This window comes from Roseibium sp., from assembly GCF_965232425.1.
GTDB lineage: Bacteria > Pseudomonadota > Alphaproteobacteria > Rhizobiales > Stappiaceae > Roseibium.
Genome location: NZ_OZ246971.1, coordinates 3,961,316 through 3,977,320, shown reverse-complemented (window position 1 = coordinate 3,977,320; position 16,005 = coordinate 3,961,316). Strand labels below are relative to the sequence as shown.

Genomic DNA, 16,005 nt, shown 5'->3' with positions numbered 1-16,005 from the left:
GATCAGGCGGCCGGTTTCAGCGGCAGACAGATATCCGTCAGAAGATCCGCCGGCGCGGTGTCGCGCGGATTGTTCAGATAGACTTCCATGCACGGCGCATCTGCTGGCTCGCGCCCCGACTGGGTCAGCCATTCGCCATAAAGCCACTCGTAGGCCCATTTCATGTCCGCGTAGGGTCCCTTGTAATGCAGGATGGCATAGTCGCCCCCATAGGTTTCAACAGCCTCGAACGGGGCCGCGACGGGGAAGCCGTCAGACACCGCCACGCCTGCAGCGGACCGAAGCTCGTCTTCCGGGACATGTGTCGGATCGGAGTAGTACAGGCCCTTCATCGCGCCCACCTGTCCAAGCTGGTTGCGGCTGGCAAGAACCCCGATGGCTTTTTCAAAGGCCTTGCCGATCTCCATGTAGGCGCCCTTGTGCGGAATGACGGCAAGCGTTTCGGTGCCAATGGATTTGATTTCAACCTGATGCATGAGAAGAGATCCTCTTTTCTTGGGAATGGGAGCGCCGCCATTGGCGGGCTGCAGACGGCCTTCGACACCAGCCTCCCGATAGCTCGAGGGAGACTGGCCGTAGACTTTCTTGAAACTGCGGCTGAAGGCTTCCTGGCTGCTGTAGCCGGCACGCGACGCGATCTCGGCAATCGGCATCGCGGAATAGGTCAGATCCGCGGAGGCCCGGTGGAGCCTCAGCCGCTTGACCGTCGCGACGATGGATTCGCCATAGGCCGATTGCCAGACACGGTGCCAGTGCCATGGAGACAGGGCGGCGACTTCGGCAAGCATGGCCAGATCCGGGTCTTCGTCGAGATGCGCGTAGATATATTCGATCACCCGCGTGAAGCGCCGGAGATAGCCGTCATCCTTCGGCGAGATGGACTGCTTTTCGTGCTGTGTCATTGGAAATGGCCCTGCTTGATTTCCGGAACTCTAGCACCGGGCCATCTGACAAATCTTGCTGACTTGGACGCGAGAAGACGACAGGCATGAGGCTTCGACCCGTTTGATGGCGCACACTCTCCTTTGAGCGCCTCTTTGTGTCCTGCCTATCGAAATTGCATCCGCTCTTGTGCTACGACAGAAGGATTGAACGCTTCCCCTCCGCCTCCGCGACAAGCTCCGGTTTCACACAGCACAGCCCAGCCAAATGACACAGCCCCAATACTTTGAAGACTTCGCCGCCGGGCAGGAAATCCCGCTCGGCTCCATCGAGGTCACCCGGGACGACATCATCGAGTTCGCGACCGAGTTCGATCCCCAGGACTTTCACATGAGCGAGGAAGGCGGCAAGGCGTCGATGCTCGGCGGCCTGGCGGCATCCGGCTGGCACACGGCCAGCATCGTCATGCGCCTTCTGGCCGTGAACCTCTTCAACAAGAGCACGGGCCGGGGATCGCCCGGCGTCAGCAAGCTCAGGTGGAAACACCCGGTTTTTGCAGGCGACATTCTGTCGGCGAATGCCGAGATCCTGGGAACCAAGCCTTTGCGGTCCAAACCCGGGCTTGGCCTGGTTTTCATCCGCATCTGCGCCGCCAACCAGCACGGCAAGGACGTTATCGACTGGGAAAATCCCGTTCTGTTCGAAAGAAGGGAGCCGGCCCGATGATCGATTTTTTCGAAGACATCCGTGAAGGCGACACCCTGGAACTCGGACGGTACACCTTCCAGACAGACGAGATCATCCGCTTTGCGGAAAAGTACGATCCGCAACCCTTTCACCTGAGCGAGGAGGGAGCGGCGCAGACGCATTTCGGCCGTCTGTGCGCGTCCGGCTGGCACACGGCGAGCGTTTTCATGAAGCTTTTCGTCGCGAAGATGAAGGCGACGCAGTCAGCGGCCCGCGAATCGGGCGTGACGGCGGCAAAAATTGGCCCCTCGCCGGGCTTTGAGGATCTGAAATGGATCAAGCCCGTCTTTGCCGGCGACACACTGACCTATACCCGCATCGTGACCGGAAAGACCGAAAGCCGCAGCAGGCCCGAATGGGGTCTCGTTCATTCCGACATGCTGGCCCACAACCAGGACGGAACGCTGGTGTTCTCGTTCAAGGCAACCGTCTTTGTCGAACGACGTGCCGCCCGGGCCGGCTGACAAGGAGATCCTTGCCTAAATGTCTTGCGGCCGGTCTTCCCGGCGCTCTCCGGAGACGTGCGCGGCGCGCTGATGAAAGAAACCGGAAGGCGGCGGCGGAACGTGGAGCGCATTGCCGCCGCCACGTCTGTTCAAGTCGCCTAGAGAGTACGCGCGAACAGGATTTCGTCGCGGATCTCGATGCCGTAGTCGCCGCGCAGCGGTATTCCGGGCTTCTGTTCGCGTTCCTCGTCAATGACTCCCTGCCCGATCCGCTCGAAGCGGAACCCGCGCCGCTGATAGAAGCGGAAGGCATCCAGGTTGTCATTTGATGTTCTGACGGTCAGGCGCGGAACCGACTGCGAGCGCGCCTCCGTGACGACCGCGTCCAGCAACTGGCTGCCGACACCGCCCCAGCGATTGATCGAATCCAGCGTCAGGATCTCCCACTCCCCGTCCCGCTTGATCAGCGTGACCAGGCCCACCAGATCGGTCCCGTCGAAGGCGACATAGCCGGGAAGCCGGGACGCATCGACCATCTCGTTGTCCAGCATGATCTCCGGAGCGGTCCAGCGATCCGTCAGGAGCTGACGCACTGCGGGATAGTCCCCTTCTTCCGTTCGGCGAATGACTACAGGCATTGAAGCGCTCCTACCGGTGAAAAACCCTGTTTGAAAGTGGACTGCGGGCCTGCCATCGCGCGCGTTCCAGTTCCGGGTCGACATGTTCTTCTTCAGGATAGCCAACACATAGATAAGCCACGAGCCGCCAGTTCCCGTCAACCTGAAGGATTTGGCAAACCGTTGCCGGATCCAGGATCGAGACCCAGCCGACGCCGACACCTTCCGTCCTGGCGGCGAGCCAGAACGTATGCACCATGCTGACCGTGGAATAGGCCAGCATTTCCGGCATGGTCACGCGGCCAAGGCCATGACCCTGCTCCGGGTCGGTGTCGCTGAAGATGGCCAGATGCACCGGCGCTTCCTGCAATCCGGCAAGCTTGAGCTGCCTGTACCGCGCTGCCTTATCGTCTGGATATTGCTCCGCCGCGGCTTCGTTTTCCGTCTCGAAACTGGCAATCACGCCGTCCCGCTTTTCCGGGCTCTCCACGACGACGACCCGCCAGGGCTGACTGTTGCCGACGGACGGTGCGAGATCGGCCAGATGCAGGAGACGATCGAGCAGTCCGTCCGGCAATGGATCGGTGCGAAAGCGGCGCACATCCCGCCGCCATTTCAGCAGGGCCTCGAAATCTTGCCGGAACTGGTTGGAAAATCGCGGCTCTTCCGCTGGTGGAGGCATGGCGTCAGTGCCCGGGAAATTCCACCAGCGTGCGCACCGGCACATTGAGCGCTTCAAGCTTTGCGCGGCCGCCCAGGTCCGGCAGGTCGACGATGAAGCAGGCGGCTTCGATATTCGCTCCCATGGATTTCAGCAGCTTGCAGGCCGCTTCCGCAGTGCCACCGGTCGCGATCAGGTCGTCGACAAGGATGACCCGGTCGCCCGGCTGTATGGCGTCCTTGTGCATTTCCATCTCATCAAGACCGTATTCCAGCGAATAGGCAATCCGAACGGTTTCGTGCGGCAGTTTCCCCTTTTTCCGAATGGGGACGAAGCCCGCCGACAGCTGGTGCGCAACTGCGCCGCCGAGAATGAAACCGCGCGCCTCGATCCCGGCAATCTGGTCGACTTTCGAGCCTGCCCAGGGCTGCACGAGTGCATCGACGGCACGGCGGAACGCGCGCGCATTGCCCAGAAGCGTGGTGATGTCGCGAAACAGGATTCCCTCTTTCGGATAGTCCTTGATCGTTCGGATCGAATGGACCAATTCATCCTGGATCGTCTGTTCGGTCATCGAACTCTCTTTCTTCAGCTTGTCGTTCGGGCACATGCCCCGACCGACGCTTATAACAAGTTTGCGTCTTCTATCGAAGCAATTTCAGCATGTTGCATTGATCGGTGTAACAACCGCTCTTGCGTCAGGACGTCCGGTTCAGAACACGCCCTGCCACCGCGTCGAGTTTCGCCACAAGCGCGGGGTCGCGTTTTTCGGGTGCCGTCATGAAGGCAAACTCGAGTGCCGTGTCGGACCCTGCCGGGCAGGATTGATGGTCTCGCGGCAGATCCCTCGCAACCCGGGCGACAAGACGCTGGGCGTTTTCGGCATTGTCATGCAGAACCTTGATGATGGCCTGGATATCCACTTCGCCGTGATCGGGATGCCAGCTGTCATAGTCGGTGACCATCGCGACCGTCGCGTAACAGATCTCCGCTTCGCGCGCGAGTTTGGCTTCCGGCATGTTGGTCATGCCGATCACGTCGCATTCCCACGACCGGTAGAGATGGCTTTCGGCAAGCGAGGAAAACTGCGGGCCTTCCATCGCAAGATAAGTCCCGCCCTTCGCATAGGCGAGGCCTTCGGCTTCCGCAGCCGCGGCAACGGCCTCGATCAGCTTCGGGCTGACCGGTGTTGCCATCGACACATGCGCGACGCACCCGGTGCCGAAGAAGCTTTTTTCCCGGGCGATCGTGCGGTCGATGAACTGGTCGACCAGAACGAAAGTGCCCGGCGCATGCTCCTCCTTCAAGGACCCGCAGGCCGAGACAGACAGGAGATCGGTGACGCCGCAGCGCTTCATCACATCGATATTCGCACGGTAGTTGATTGTCGTCGGCGAATAGACGTGTCCCCGGCCGTGGCGAGGCAAGAACACGATTTTCAGTCCGTCTATTTCACCGATCCGGACCTGGTCGGACGGCGTTCCCCAGGGGCTGGCAACAGTGATCCATTCGGCGTTTTCAAGCCCGGGAAGATCGTAGATGCCCGAACCGCCGATAATCCCAAGAACCGCATCAGCCATTGCCAAGTCTCCAGTTGAAACAAGAATCCAGTCCTGTCAGCTGATTAACAAGCAGCGGGAAACTTGAATAGGTCAAAAAACAAAAAAGGCAGGCCGATCACAGATCAGCGCTGCAACCCGGCACGGCTTCTTCCCGAGGAGGACTGCAAGGTCCGTCTCGAAGGATGGCGCAGCCGGCTCTGAAGCTGCCGCCCGTCTTTCGGGGCTGCGCACCTCGAAATGAGGTTGGGGCTTCAGGCAACGGCCAACAAAAAAGGCGGGCCCGAGGCCCGCCTTTTGAAATCTGCCGGTGTTTGTGCGGATCAGTGTTCCGCGTTGCGCCAGAGCTGCTTTTTGGTGAAGTACAGCAGGCCTGCAAACACGATCAGGAACACCATCACGCGGAAGCCGATCTTCTTGCGGTCTTCCAGATGCGGCTCCGCGGCCCACATCATGAATGCGGAAACGTCTTTCGCGTATTGCTCGACCGTCATCGGCGTGCCGTCGGTATATTCGACTGCCTCGTCGAACAGCGGCGGTGCCATCGAAATGAACTGGCCGGCCAGGAACGAGTGGTTGTAGTACTGGCCATCCGGTACGGTGACATCCGCAGGCGGGTCCACATACCCGGTCAGAAGCGAGTAGATGTAGTCAGGACCGTTTTCCTGGTACTGCGTGAAGATGTCGAAAACGAAGCCCGGGAAGCCGCGTTGCGCGGCACGGGCCTTTGCCAGCAGCGAGAAATCGGGCGGGTACGCGCCGTTATTCGCTGCACGGGCAGCCTGCTCGTTCGGGAAAGGCGACGGGAAGCGGTCTGCCAGGATCGCCGGCCGGTCATACATGTCGCCGAAATCGTCCGGGCCGTCGACAACGGTGTATTCGGCAGCAATAGCCTTGGCCTGGTCTTCCGTGAAGCTCGGCCCGCCGTTTTCTGCCAGGTTACGGAAGGCGACAAGCCTCAGGCCGTGACAAGCGGAACAGTTTTCGCGATAGACCTTGAAGCCGCGCTGCAGCTGTCCGCGGTCATAGGAACCGAACGGTCCGGCGAAGGACCAGTTCTGATAGTCGATTTCCACCTTGGCTCCGGCGGCGAGGGCCGGTGTCGCGATGGCAAGGGATGCCACCGCCACCAGGGAACGAACCATATTGATCATGGTGCTCATTGTCTCAAATAACTCCTGATCCGGTTCGCGTTATTTCGTTTCCGGCGCGGCGGCTGCGCCGGCGGGTTGCCCTGATCCGCCCTTCAGCACCGCTTCCGAAATCGATGCCGGCAATGGGCGCGGCTTCTCCAGGAAACCGAGCATCGGCAGGACGATCAGGAAGTGAGCGAAGTAGTAGGCGGTGAAGATACGCGACAGCGTCACGTAGATGCCTTCCGCCGGCATCGCGCCAAGATATCCGAGCGCAACGCAGGTCAGCGCGAAGATCCAGAAGAACTGCTTGAACAGCGGCCGGTAGGTTCCCGAACGGACTTTCGACGTATCGAGCCAGGGCAGGATGAACAGGACCGCGATGGCACCGAACATCAGCACGACGCCGCCAAGCTTGTCCGGCACGGCGCGCAGGATCGCGTAGAACGGCAGGAAGTACCATTCCGGAACGATATGCGCCGGCGTCACGAGCGGGTTCGCCTCGATGTAGTTGTCCGCATGGCCCAGATAGTTGGGCAGGTAGAAGGCGAACCACGAGAAGAAGATCATGAACACGACGATCGCGAACAGGTCCTTCACCGTGTAGTACGGGTGGAACGGCAGCGTGTCCTGCTTGGTCTTCGGCTGCACGCCCGTCGGGTTGTTGTTACCCGTGGTGTGGAACGCCCACACGTGCAGGATGACAACGCCGAAGATCATGAACGGCAGCAGGTAGTGGAGCGAGAAGAACCGGTTCAGTGTCGGGTTGTCGACGGCAAAACCGCCCCACAGCCACGTCACGATGGCTTCACCCACGAGCGGGATCGCCGAGAACAGGTTCGTGATGACGGTCGCGCCCCAGAAGGACATCTGGCCCCAGGGCAGAACGTAGCCCATGAAGGCCGTTCCCATCATGATCAGGAAGATGATCACGCCGAGGATCCACGAGATCTCGCGCGGTGCCTTGTAGGAACCGTAGTAGAGGCCGCGGAAAATATGGATATAGACGGCGATGAAGAACATCGACGCGCCGTTCGAATGGAGATACCGCAGCAGCCAGCCGAAATTCACATCGCGCATGATGTGCTCGACACTGTCGAACGCGGCATCGGTGCTGGGCGTGTAGTGCATCACCAGAACGATCCCGGTGAGGATCTGAGCGATCAGCACGAAGAACAGGATCCCGCCGAAGGTCCACCAGTAGTTCAGGTTTTTCGGTGTCGGGAAGTCCACGAAGGAACCGCGCATGAGCGAAATGACCGGCAGGCGGCTTTCGAGCCACTTGGCCGCAGCGCTCTGCGGTACGTAGTTTGAATGTCCAGCCATGGCTGTCTCCTAAAAATTTCTGCCGTTAACCGATCTTGATTGTCGTGTCGCTGACGAATTCGAGCGGCGGAATCAGCAAATTCTCGGGAGCCGGGCCTTTACGAATGCGGCCGGCCGTATCGTAGTGCGAGCCATGGCAGGGGCAGAACCACCCGCCGAACTCACCGGCGTCGCCAATCGGCACGCACCCCAGGTGCGTACAGATACCGATCTGCACGAGCCAGTTTTCCTTGTCCTTGACGCCCCGGTTCGGGTCGGTTGCCTCGGCGTCGGCGGGCAGGTTGGCGTTCCGGGCCAGTTTGTCCGGCAGATCCGCAATCGGAACGTCCTTGGCGTCGGTCACTTCCGTTTCCGTGCGGTTGCGGATGAACACCGGCTTGCCGCGCCATTTGACGGTGATTGACTGCCCCTCTTCGACGGCAGACACGTCAACCTCGATGGACGCCAGCGCAAGCGCCGAGGCATCCGGGTTCATCTGATCAATGAACGGCCATACCAGCGCGCCGGCGCCCACAACGCCCATTGCGCCGGTCGCGATATAGAGAAAATCACGGCGGTTCGGTTCTTCCGCATCCGTGTTGTGTGCCAAGGTCGCGTCCCCTCAAAAGTTCTACCTGTACCGATAGCCCGCATCATGTCCCACCGCTATCCTGGGAGAAGGATAGAGGGAACCATGCCGGGCTCAACGGTGGCCAAGTGCGGCAGTTCCCCGCATCGGCCAAGCGGCTTGTCTTTTTGCACCCTTCGAAACGCTTGTCCAGACAAACAAACGCCACAAAACGCATATGTCGCAGGCAAAACAACAGCCACGCCGCTTTTCTGCCCTTTTTTGGGGAAAAAGCGCAAGACCGGAATTCAAATGAATCCCGATCCCGCCATTTCGTTTTGCGAATTATGCCGCCTGAACAGGCGCCAGAAAGCCACCCGACTGGTGCTGCCAGAGCTGCGCGTAGAGACCGTTGGCATCGAGCAGTTCCTGGTGCGAGCCTTCCTCGATGATTCGTCCCTGATCCATGACGATCAGCCGGTCCAGCGCCGCGATTGTCGACAGCCTGTGAGCGATCGCGATCACGGTCTTGCCCTTCATCAGTTCGAAGAGACTTTCCTGAATGGCAAGCTCGACTTCCGAATCCAGCGCGGATGTCGCCTCGTCCAGCACCAGAATGGGCGCATCCTTGAGCAGGACCCGGGCAATCGCAATTCTCTGCCGCTGGCCGCCGGACAGCTTGACACCGCGCTCACCGACATGGGCATCCAGCCCCGTGCGTCCGTTGAGGTCGGTCAGGCCCTTCACGAAGTCCATTGCATGCGCCTTCTCAAGCGCCGCCTCGACCTCGTCCCGCTCGACATCCGGCTTGCCATAGGCAACGTTCTCGAAGATCGACCGGTGCAGTAGCGATGTGTCCTGCGTGACCACCCCCACATTCGCCCGGATATCGTCCTGCCGCACGCCGGCAATGTCCTGCCCGTCAATCCGGATGCGGCCACGCTCCAGGTCATAGAAACGCAGCAGCAGGTTGACGATGGTCGACTTGCCGGCACCGGAACGCCCGATCAGACCGATTTTCTCACCCGGAGCAATTGTCAGGTCCAGGTCTTCGATCACGCCGGACTTCTTGCCGTAGTGAAAGCCGATCCCGTCAAAACGGATCTCGCCCTTCGGTACGGAAAGCGCCTGGGCATTGGGGACATCCACCACATCCCGCTCGCGCGAGATCGTGTTGATGCCGTCCTGCACGGTCCCGATGTTTTCAAACAGGCCAGACACTTCCCACAAGATCCATTGCGACATGCCCTGGAACCGCAGGACGAGCGCAACCGCGACAGCGATTTCCCCGGTCGTTACCTTGCCCGCCTGCCAGAGCATGATCGACATGGCCGCAACGGCGAACAGCAGCACCATGTTGAGGGTCGTTAGCGTGATGTTCATGCCGGTCACCAGCCGCATCTGCAGGAACACCGTCTTCAGGAACGACGTCATGGAAGACCTGGCATAGTCTTCTTCGCGCTCCGCATGGGAGAACAGTTTCACGGTCGATATGTTCGTATACGCGTCGACCACGTGCCCCGTCATCACGGACCGCGCATCGGCCTGCTCCCGCGACACGTCCTTGAGCCGCGGAATGAACACCCGCATGGTGATCAGGTAGCAGCCGAGCCAGGCCATGAACGGGATCGCGAAGTAGATGCTCGCCTCCGCGACCACGAACAGCGCCGCAACGAAATAGACCACCACATAGACGAGGATATCCGCGATCCGCGTGACCACTTCGCGCACCGCCAGTGCCGTCTGCATCAGCTTGTTGGCGATACGGCCGGCAAAATCGTTCTGGTAGAACGAGATGCTCTGCCGGAGAAGGTAGCGGTGAACACGCCACCGCACCGACATCGGATAGGTGCCCATCAGGCCTTGGTGAAACAGCATCTCCCAGATCGCGGCAATTCCCGGCAGCAGAACCAGCACAACGAGCCCCATCCAGACGAGTTGCCCCCAGTTGTCCTGGAAGAACGTTTCCGCGTTTTCGGTGCTGAGCCAGGTGACCAGCTCGCCCAGAAACGTGAAAATGGTGACTTCCAGAACGGCAATGAGCGCGCCCAGGATGGAGACGACGAGCAGGATCGGCCAGACGGGCTTGGTGTAATACCAGCAGAACGCCCAGAACCCGCTTGGCGGAACGTCGAGCTCGGTCTTCTCGAAGGGATCCACGAGCTTTTCGAAACGGTCAAACATGACTACCTCTCAGAGCGGCTCAAACGTAGCACGGTCAGATGCGCCATGGCATCCTGACCGGCCATCGATTGCGGCCGCGGGCGAATGGTTGTCCCGGTTGTCATGAAGAACAGACCGGACATCAGACTTGTAAATGACAGCGCAATGATCGCCGTGCCCCAGAAGAGAGCCCCCAGTTCGTCAATGAAGACGGAGACCGGGATGTGTCTGCCTGCAACTTCAAGGGCCTCGACGCGGCCCAGGTTGTAGACGAGCACCGGCACGAACAGCAGCACTGCGACAATGAACGTGACACCGGCAAACGCAGCGGCATGCAGCAGGCCGCGCATCAGCCTGCGCCGCGCACTGCCTTGTGGAACTGGCGGCGGCGGCACTTCAACATCCGGACGGTCCGCCGGCGCAGACAGGTCCTGTGGGTAGAACGAATTCATCGGAACGGCTCCGAAAACGGGAATTTGGTCAATGGTGACGGCAGACACGTGACAAGAAACGCGCAGCACACGGACGGCTTAAGCCGGTCACCGCAGAACTAAGATGTGAAAAAGGAAGTGTTGGCGCCTAAAGCTGCCGGACGACCACCTTGGTGCAGCCAGTGGGGACTGGAAATGCCTGGATCATATGATGATCTATCATGTAAGCCCTCCTGGTTGCGCGGCCGGCGGCCACAAGGAAAATCAAACGTCAACGACGTGAGGTTGACTGACGGTGTTGGTAACCGTTTTAGGCGAAAATGGAAAGGGCTATCTTGCCGGCGCCTCAACGTAACTGACACCTGTTGCCAATCGGACACATTGCGCCGGTCCGGCGGGACCGGGGCGAAACGTCAGTGGTCCTCGAAGACGAATTCGCGAACGTGGATCTCGGCTTCCCGGGGAGTCTTCCACGGCGAAACGATCGGGCCCTGAATGTGCCCGCAACCCAGATCCCGCAGAATCTTCTCTTGTTCAGGCCGCTCGACGCCGAGAGCGACGACCTGATAGTCAAACTTCGCAGCGAGACTGACGACGGCTTCGACCAAGTGTCGCCTGTCGATGCTCGTTTCCAGATCAGTGATGAGCGAGGGGCCGATCTTCAGGAGGTTCGCCCCGCTTTCGATGAATTGACCCAAACCGCTCTGAAGGCTGCCGAAGTTGTCGAGCGCGATACCGCAACCTGATGTCTTGAGGCTCTCCAGCGTTTCCTTCAGCCTGATGCAGTCCTCGATACGCACGATTTCCGGGTCGAGTTCGATCGTCAGGTCAGACAGCGCGAAACCTGCGTCTTCGCAAAGCTGAACAAGCAGCGCCTCGAATTCCGGATCGCTCAGGCTGGCCGCGGTAAGGTCGACGCTGAGCCGCAACGGCATCCCGGACGCCTCGAGCAGCCTGCCCATTTCGGCGAGGCCCATCTCCAGCGCAAACCTCTCGATCCTTGAAATGCGCTTTGCGTCATCCTGGCTGCTCAACATCATCCTGGGATCGACAAGGCCTTCGGAGGGATGCAGCCAATGGGCGGAGACCTCGTAACCGGTGATGCGCCGCGCGTGGAGATCGAATTGCGGTTGCATCAGGAGCGTCAGATTGCCGTTCTCCAGATCCTGATCCAGCCGCGCCATGCTCATGCGCCGGTGTCGGTGCGCCGTCCCGAGCGCTTCGGTGTACCAGCGGTACCGTCCACGTCCCGATTTTTTCGCCGCATAAAGGGCAATGTCGCCGCAATTGATCAGTTCCTCGAGCCCGACCCTGGCGCAGTCGGCCTGGACGAGCCCGGCGCTCCCACCGATCTTGTAGCGCTGGTGCTCGATTGGAACCGGCTGCGAAAGGTCGTCAAGCAGGCGGCTCGCCAGGCGTTCCAGCTGCTTGCCTTCGACCGGCTGAAAGAACGCGACCATGAACTCATCGCCGCCGATCCTTGCAGCCAGCCCGTCATCGCCAATCACCGTTTTCAGAACGCCGGCCACGTGACGCAGCACGGCATCGCCTGCGCTGTGACCATGGCTGTCGTTGATGTCCTTGAAATGATCCAGATCGAGCAGCAGAAGGCCGATCTGATCCGCTTCGTCCCGGCCTGCCGACAGACGCTCCTGCAGGAATTCCGTGATTTTCGCCCGGGTCACCAACCCCGTCAGCTCGTCGTGTTCCGCCTGGTACTTGAGCCGCTTGCGGGTTTCCTCCAGTTCCGCGAAGCGCTCGACCTCGCGCGTCACGTCCTGGCACAGGATGATCATGCGGGTGTCGTCTTCGGTTTCAGCCTCGATGCGCGCGAATGTGAGCTGGTTCCAGAACAGTTCGCCGTTCTTTCGCCGGTTCTGGATCAGTTCCTTGAAGCCGGACGAAAACTTGTCCAGGTCGAACTTGAAGTTTTCAAGCTCGTCCGGTGCAAGCTGCTTGTTCGGAGGCAGGATGAACTCCTGCGGGCGGCGTCCCCGGATCTCCTCGGCGGTATAGCCGGTGATCCTGGTATAGGCGGGGTTCGACCATTCGATCCGGCCATAGACGTCCTGAAGGACAAGCCCCTCGTGCGCATGCTCGACCACCGTTTTGAGAATGGCAGCGTCGTTCCCGAACTCTGATGGTCGCTGGTTGGCCGGAGGCCCCAACCCGCGTCGGCCCAAGGCAATCCCGGCGGAGAAGAACACGGCCCCTACTCCGGCACAGACAAACAGAAATAGTGCAGGCCAGTCGGCCGGGGACGCTTCCATGCCAGTTCATCAACTGCTTCACAAGTTGAAGACTATCTTGGCAGAATAACTTGAAGGAATCGCTAAGCGGGCAGCTTCAATACAGTCGTATTATTGACAATACATGCAACGCACGCATTGAAGCTGCTCGAAACCGAAACGGCACCGGTTGCGGGAAACGAGGGAGTAGGCGGCCATTTGTCGGAACCCTGCCGGATCGTCGCCGAAGGGTCAGGTCACCATTCTTGTCAACACGTAACCCATACCGGCCGAAAAGGCCGAAAGCACGGTTCCCCAGGCGACATCGACCACGGTCACGATGACCGGCCAGTCCCGGAGCGTTGCGTAGTTGGTCACATCATAGGTCGCATAGGTGAAGAACCCGAACATCGCCCCGTAAACGATGGCAATCGCGAGGCTTTCCGACTTCAGCGCCGGCGCGACTGCGAAGATCACGATGCCGACGACGTAGATGATATAGAATGCGCCGGCCGCCCCCATATTCGGTTTGTCCATGAGCAGATGCCCGATGCGGTCGAAATAGAACCGCGTCGCGATCTGCGACAGCCAGACATAGTCGACTGCCAGAAACACCAGTGCAGTCGCAAAATAGGCAATGATGTGTTGAACCATGGGACCCTCGGAAACAAGATATGGCTGATACGCGTCCCGGTGTCGGTCGGATCATGTTGTTGCAACCGCACGGCCCCTTTGTGCGCCGGTCAGGCCGTTTGAACGTCCGCCTTCAGGAAACCTCCCGACTGCCTGTGCCAGAGCTGCGCATAAAGTCCGCGTTCGTCCGCAAGAAGCGCCTCGTGTGTTCCCTGTTGCACGATCTGCCCCTTGTCCATCACGATCAGCCGGTCCATGGCCGCGATCGTCGACAGTCTGTGCGCAATGGCAATGACGGTTTTCCCGGCCATGAGGCTTTGCAGATTGTCCTGGATCGCCGCCTCGACTTCTGAATCGAGTGCCGACGTCGCCTCGTCGAGCACAAGGATCGGTGCGTCTTTCAGCAGCACACGCGCAATCGCGATGCGCTGCCGCTGTCCGCCGGACAGCTTGACCCCGCGCTCACCGACGAAGGCATCGAACCCGCTCCGCCCCCGTTTGTCCGCAAGCTGTTCGATGAACTCGAGCGCGTGCGCCTTGCGGGCGGCCTCGACAAGATCCTTTTCACTGGCTGTCGTGCGGCCGTAAAGGATGTTCTCCCGGATCGACCTGTGCAGAAGCGACGTGTCCTGTGTCACCATGCCGATCGACCTGCGCAGCGTTTCCTGCGCAACCAGGCTGATATCCTGGCCATCGATCACGATGCGCCCGGTTTCCAGATCAAAGAACCGGAGCAACAGGCTGACCAGCGTCGTCTTTCCGGCCCCCGACGGTCCGACGAGACCGACCCGTTCCCCGGGCCGGATGGTGAGGTTCAGGTGATCGATCACACCGCCGTCCTTGCCGTAGTGGAAGCGGATATTCTCGAACCCGATCGCACCCTCTTCGACCTTAAGCGCGGTGGCGTTCGCGGCGTCCGTCAGCGTTATCGGCTTGACGACCGTCTCCATGCTGTCCTGTAGCGAGCCGAAATGCCGGAACAGACCATTGAGCTGATTGAACAGCCGGTTGAGGAGAATGTTGAGACGCAGGATCAGGCTGAGCGCGAAAGCGACATGGCCGGTGCTGATACCGCCGTCCTGCCAGACTAGCAGCGAGGCAGCCGTGATGGATACGATCATGACACCGTTGATCAGCGACATCGTCATCCTGATCGAGGTCAGGTACCGGGTGAAGCGCTGAAGCTTGGAAATAAAGTGTTCGACCGCCTCGCGCGCACCCCGGTTTTCCTCTTCCGTCGAGCCGAACAGCTTCACCGACTGGATGTTGGTGTAAGTGTCGACGAGACGTCCCGTTACACCGGAATAGCTGTTTGCCGTGTCCTTGGCTGCCAGCCGGATGCGCGGAACGAAGTAGACGGCGGTCACGGAAAAACACACAAGCCAGACGGCAACGATCGCTCCGAGCCGCACGTCGAGCTGCGTGACCAGAACCAGGGTCGTGACCGCGTAGACGATGATGAACCAGGCGACCTGCAGCAGGTTGACCATGAAATCGCCTGCGGACAGCCCCGACTGCAGAACCTTTTGCGCCAGACGTCCGGCGAGATCGTCCTGGAAGTAACTCAGGCTCTGTTTCATGACACGCTGGTGGCACTGCCAGCGGACCAGGTTGAAGAAACCCGGAACGACGGTCTGCTCCTCGACCAGCGCCATGAGCGAGTTGACGATCAGCCGCAAAACAAGAACCACGAACGCCATCCCCGCGAGCGTCCAGGCGTGGTCGGTGAAGAAACTGTCCCTGTTGCCCGTTTCGAGAAGGTCCACGATCCGCCCGAGGAAATTGAAGATCGTGACTTCCACGAACGCAGAAAGTCCTCCAAGCACCAGCATGGCCACGAAAGGCCAGCGGACCTGCATCACGAAATGAGCGAGAAATGCAATCCCGTGCCGGGGCATGTCCGTTGGCGGCGGACCTCGAAACGGATCTATCCATGTTTCAAATGTGCGAAAGAGTGAGGACACGTGCCGTCTCCGGAGGTGGTGCGATTCTAGCGGTCATTCTACGCGCGGAAGGTGTCACCCGACCAACAAATATCCTTGCGGTTTTCGCGAACGCGAATGACATTTGGTGCCCAGGCTGATATCCAGCCGAGCCCGAAATCCCGCGTTGAAAAGAATTCCCGAAGCATGCCCGACCTAGCTCTCTATCAACCTGACATTCCGCAGAACACGGGCACGATCCTGCGCCTGTGCGCCTGCATGAGCGTAACTGTGCATCTGATTGAGCCGGCAGGCTTTCCGATTTCGGACAGTGCGCTCAAGCGCGCCGGCATGGATTATCTTGAACGCGCTTCGATGCGGCGGCACAGGAGCTTTGCGGACTTCGAACTGTTCAGGCTGACCCAGAACCGCCGCCTGATCCTGCTCACCACCAAGTCGGACAGGAACTACACGGATTTTGAGTTTCAGGCCGACGACATTCTGGTCATGGGCCGCGAAAGCACCGGTGCTCCGCAGAGCGTGCACGATCTGGTGGACGCGCGGCTGACTATTCCGATGGCCGAGGGTATGCGTTCGATCAACGTCGCCATATCCGCTGGCATGGCGCTTGGTGAAGCCTTGCGGCAGACGAACACATTTCCTAAGAAACTGGATTGAAAGCCGCTCCGGCGCGCACCCTTTGACTTAAA

The 16,005-nt window shown here is 59.9% G+C and carries 16 protein-coding genes; 3 read left to right on the top strand and 13 right to left on the bottom strand.

Annotated features, from left to right (window positions below):
• Positions 1-2: 2 nt before the first annotated feature.
• A complete protein-coding gene (locus ACO08A_RS18085) occupies positions 3-902 on the bottom strand; it encodes an AraC family transcriptional regulator (protein ID WP_422037360.1) in 900 nt (299 codons plus the stop codon).
• Positions 903-1,149: 247 nt separating this feature from the next.
• Between ACO08A_RS18085 and ACO08A_RS18080 the strand changes: the two genes are divergently transcribed.
• Both ACO08A_RS18080 and ACO08A_RS18075 read left to right on the top strand, forming a co-directional pair.
• On the top strand, positions 1,150-1,608 hold the full coding sequence (locus ACO08A_RS18080) for a MaoC family dehydratase (protein WP_422037359.1): 459 nt from the start codon (positions 1,150-1,152) through the stop codon (positions 1,606-1,608).
• On the top strand, positions 1,605-2,093 hold the full coding sequence (locus ACO08A_RS18075; protein ID WP_422037358.1) for a MaoC family dehydratase: 489 nt from the start codon (positions 1,605-1,607) through the stop codon (positions 2,091-2,093). The genes ACO08A_RS18080 and ACO08A_RS18075 overlap by 4 nt, the downstream gene beginning before the upstream one ends.
• A 140-nt stretch (positions 2,094-2,233) precedes the next feature.
• On the opposite strand, the gene ACO08A_RS18070 is transcribed toward ACO08A_RS18075, so the two are convergent.
• The 12 genes from ACO08A_RS18070 to ACO08A_RS18015 all read right to left on the bottom strand — a co-directional run bounded on the left by ACO08A_RS18070 (position 2,234) and on the right by ACO08A_RS18015 (position 15,271).
• Positions 2,234-2,713 (bottom strand): GNAT family N-acetyltransferase, encoded by a 480-nt coding sequence (locus tag ACO08A_RS18070; protein ID WP_421979098.1) that lies wholly within the window; start codon positions 2,711-2,713, stop codon positions 2,234-2,236.
• Between the two features lie 10 nt (positions 2,714-2,723).
• Complete coding sequence (bluB, locus tag ACO08A_RS18065) at positions 2,724-3,374, bottom strand: 5,6-dimethylbenzimidazole synthase (protein ID WP_422037357.1); 651 nt, start codon at positions 3,372-3,374, stop codon at positions 2,724-2,726.
• Positions 3,375-3,378: 4 nt separating this feature from the next.
• Complete coding sequence (locus ACO08A_RS18060; RefSeq protein WP_421979100.1) at positions 3,379-3,927, bottom strand: adenine phosphoribosyltransferase; 549 nt, start codon at positions 3,925-3,927, stop codon at positions 3,379-3,381.
• Positions 3,928-4,051: 124 nt separating this feature from the next.
• The gene (locus ACO08A_RS18055) at positions 4,052-4,933 is read right to left on the bottom strand and encodes an S-methyl-5'-thioadenosine phosphorylase (protein WP_422037356.1); all 882 of its coding nucleotides are present in this window, start codon (positions 4,931-4,933) and stop codon (positions 4,052-4,054) included.
• A 302-nt stretch (positions 4,934-5,235) separates the two neighbouring features.
• Positions 5,236-6,075 (bottom strand): cytochrome c1, encoded by an 840-nt coding sequence (locus ACO08A_RS18050; RefSeq protein ID WP_421979103.1) that lies wholly within the window; start codon positions 6,073-6,075, stop codon positions 5,236-5,238.
• A gap of 30 nt (positions 6,076-6,105) precedes the next feature.
• Entirely contained in the window at positions 6,106-7,371 is a 1,266-nt protein-coding gene (locus tag ACO08A_RS18045; protein ID WP_421979104.1) for a cytochrome b, read from the bottom strand.
• Between the two features lie 25 nt (positions 7,372-7,396).
• Positions 7,397-7,960 (bottom strand): ubiquinol-cytochrome c reductase iron-sulfur subunit, encoded by a 564-nt coding sequence (petA, locus tag ACO08A_RS18040; RefSeq protein ID WP_421979105.1) that lies wholly within the window; start codon positions 7,958-7,960, stop codon positions 7,397-7,399.
• 303 nt (positions 7,961-8,263) lie between these two features.
• Positions 8,264-10,102, bottom strand: coding sequence for an ABC transporter ATP-binding protein (locus ACO08A_RS18035; protein WP_422037355.1), 1,839 nt, complete (start codon positions 10,100-10,102; stop codon positions 8,264-8,266).
• Between the two features lie 2 nt (positions 10,103-10,104).
• Positions 10,105-10,533, bottom strand: coding sequence for a hypothetical protein (locus ACO08A_RS18030; protein ID WP_422037354.1), 429 nt, complete (start codon positions 10,531-10,533; stop codon positions 10,105-10,107).
• A gap of 392 nt (positions 10,534-10,925) precedes the next feature.
• A complete protein-coding gene (locus ACO08A_RS18025; protein WP_422037353.1) occupies positions 10,926-12,719 on the bottom strand; it encodes a putative bifunctional diguanylate cyclase/phosphodiesterase in 1,794 nt (597 codons plus the stop codon).
• Positions 12,720-12,992: 273 nt separating this feature from the next.
• Entirely contained in the window at positions 12,993-13,394 is a 402-nt protein-coding gene (locus tag ACO08A_RS18020; protein WP_319383476.1) for a DUF2177 family protein, read from the bottom strand.
• A gap of 89 nt (positions 13,395-13,483) precedes the next feature.
• A complete protein-coding gene (locus tag ACO08A_RS18015; RefSeq protein ID WP_422041774.1) occupies positions 13,484-15,271 on the bottom strand; it encodes an ABC transporter ATP-binding protein in 1,788 nt (595 codons plus the stop codon).
• A 231-nt stretch (positions 15,272-15,502) separates the two neighbouring features.
• Here ACO08A_RS18015 and ACO08A_RS18010 point away from each other — a divergent pair, with 231 nt between their 5' ends.
• Positions 15,503-15,973: a tRNA (cytidine(34)-2'-O)-methyltransferase gene (locus ACO08A_RS18010; RefSeq protein WP_422037352.1), complete on the top strand. Its 471-nt coding sequence runs from the start codon at positions 15,503-15,505 to the stop codon at positions 15,971-15,973.
• Positions 15,974-16,005 lie beyond the last annotated feature (32 nt).

Excerpts from the sequence above, each read along its gene's own strand:
- ACO08A_RS18015 (WP_422041774.1), bottom strand. The coding sequence starts at position 15,271 with ATGCCCCGGCACGGGATTGCATTTCTCGCTCATTTCGTGATGCAGGTC.
- ACO08A_RS18010 (WP_422037352.1), top strand. The coding sequence starts at position 15,503 with ATGCCCGACCTAGCTCTCTATCAACCTGACATTCCGCAGAACACGGGC.
- bluB (WP_422037357.1), bottom strand. The coding sequence starts at position 3,374 with ATGCCTCCACCAGCGGAAGAGCCGCGATTTTCCAACCAGTTCCGGCAA.
- ACO08A_RS18075 (WP_422037358.1), top strand. The coding sequence starts at position 1,605 with ATGATCGATTTTTTCGAAGACATCCGTGAAGGCGACACCCTGGAACTC.
- ACO08A_RS18085 (WP_422037360.1), bottom strand. The coding sequence starts at position 902 with ATGACACAGCACGAAAAGCAGTCCATCTCGCCGAAGGATGACGGCTAT.
- ACO08A_RS18050 (WP_421979103.1), bottom strand. The coding sequence starts at position 6,075 with ATGAGCACCATGATCAATATGGTTCGTTCCCTGGTGGCGGTGGCATCC.
- ACO08A_RS18035 (WP_422037355.1), bottom strand. The coding sequence starts at position 10,102 with ATGTTTGACCGTTTCGAAAAGCTCGTGGATCCCTTCGAGAAGACCGAG.
- ACO08A_RS18045 (WP_421979104.1), bottom strand. The coding sequence starts at position 7,371 with ATGGCTGGACATTCAAACTACGTACCGCAGAGCGCTGCGGCCAAGTGG.
- ACO08A_RS18020 (WP_319383476.1), bottom strand. The coding sequence starts at position 13,394 with ATGGTTCAACACATCATTGCCTATTTTGCGACTGCACTGGTGTTTCTG.
- ACO08A_RS18055 (WP_422037356.1), bottom strand. The coding sequence starts at position 4,933 with ATGGCTGATGCGGTTCTTGGGATTATCGGCGGTTCGGGCATCTACGAT.
- ACO08A_RS18030 (WP_422037354.1), bottom strand. The coding sequence starts at position 10,533 with ATGAATTCGTTCTACCCACAGGACCTGTCTGCGCCGGCGGACCGTCCG.
- ACO08A_RS18070 (WP_421979098.1), bottom strand. The coding sequence starts at position 2,713 with ATGCCTGTAGTCATTCGCCGAACGGAAGAAGGGGACTATCCCGCAGTG.
- ACO08A_RS18080 (WP_422037359.1), top strand. The coding sequence starts at position 1,150 with ATGACACAGCCCCAATACTTTGAAGACTTCGCCGCCGGGCAGGAAATC.
- ACO08A_RS18060 (WP_421979100.1), bottom strand. The coding sequence starts at position 3,927 with ATGACCGAACAGACGATCCAGGATGAATTGGTCCATTCGATCCGAACG.